The 1,236-nt window shown below is 51.5% G+C and carries 2 tRNA genes and 2 rRNA genes; all 4 read left to right on the forward strand.

Annotation, left to right across the window (positions count from 1 at the left end):
* Positions 1-105: ribosomal RNA gene (locus FFS45_RS41490) — 16S ribosomal RNA — on the forward strand; the annotation flags it as partial.
* Positions 106-180: 75 nt separating this feature from the next.
* Positions 181-257 (forward strand) — tRNA-Ile (locus FFS45_RS41495).
* Between the two features lie 69 nt (positions 258-326).
* Positions 327-402: transfer RNA gene (locus FFS45_RS41500), tRNA-Ala, on the forward strand.
* A 295-nt stretch (positions 403-697) separates the two neighbouring features.
* Positions 698-1,236 (forward strand): 23S ribosomal RNA (locus tag FFS45_RS41505); the annotation flags it as partial.

The raw sequence follows: 1,236 nt of genomic DNA on the forward strand, positions 1-1,236 counted from the left end.
GCTAGTCTAACCGCAAGGAGGACGGTCACCACGGTAGGATTCATGACTGGGGTGAAGTCGTAACAAGGTAGCCGTATCGGAAGGTGCGGCTGGATCACCTCCTTTCTCGAGCTAACGTGTCAATGTTGAGCGCTCACGCTTATCGGCTGTGAATTAGGACAGTAAATCAGGCAGACTCAGGGGTCTGTAGCTCAGTCGGTTAGAGCACCGTCTTGATAAGGCGGGGGTCGATGGTTCGAATCCATCCAGACCCACCATTGTCTTGTCTGTGGTGGCTGCGCTGAACGATGAAACCTCTGGGGTGCCGTGATTATCCGTGCATGACCGGGGGATTAGCTCAGCTGGGAGAGCACCTGCTTTGCAAGCAGGGGGTCGTCGGTTCGATCCCGTCATCCTCCACCAATCCTCAATGCCTAGTGTCCGGTGAAACACAAACCGGGTATTAGGCATTGGCGATTGAGCCAGTCAGAGTGGTATGAAGCAGAGCTTTATATCGGCTGTCGTTCTTTAACAATCAGGAAGAAGTAGTAAAGAGATTCACGAAAGCGTGCTTAGAGATGGGCGCGTGAGTAGGTGAATCAGGGTTGTGATTGTATCAATGTATTTTTAAGTGATCGAAAGATTGCTTTGGAATACGGCGCAACACGAATACTCAACCTGTAGCGAGTGGTTCTTGAAAGAGACACACCCGTTATAGGGTCAAGCGAACAAGTGCATGTGGTGGATGCCTTGGCGATCACAGGCGATGAAGGACGCGGTAGCCTGCGAAAAGCTACGGGGAGCTGGCAAACGAGCTTTGATCCGTAGATGTCCGAATGGGGAAACCCACTCCGTATGGAGTATCCATGACTGAATACATAGGTCATGCGAAGCGAACGCGGCGAACTGAAACATCTAAGTAGCCGCAGGAAAAGAAATCAACCGAGATTCCCAAAGTAGTGGCGAGCGAAATGGGACCAGCCTGTACTCTTTATCTTCATTGTTAGTCGAACGCTCTGGAAAGTGCGGCCATAGCAGGTGATAGCCCTGTAGACGAAAACAGCGAGGAAGAACTAGGTGTACGACAAGTAGGGCGGGACACGTGAAATCCTGTCTGAAGATGGGGGGACCATCCTCCAAGGCTAAATACTCGTGATCGACCGATAGTGAACCAGTACCGTGAGGGAAAGGCGAAAAGAACCCCGGGAGGGGAGTGAAACAGATCCTGAAACCGCATGCATACAAACAGTCGGAGCC

The organism is Burkholderia sp. 4M9327F10, assembly GCF_005503145.1.
Taxonomy (GTDB): domain Bacteria; phylum Pseudomonadota; class Gammaproteobacteria; order Burkholderiales; family Burkholderiaceae; genus Paraburkholderia.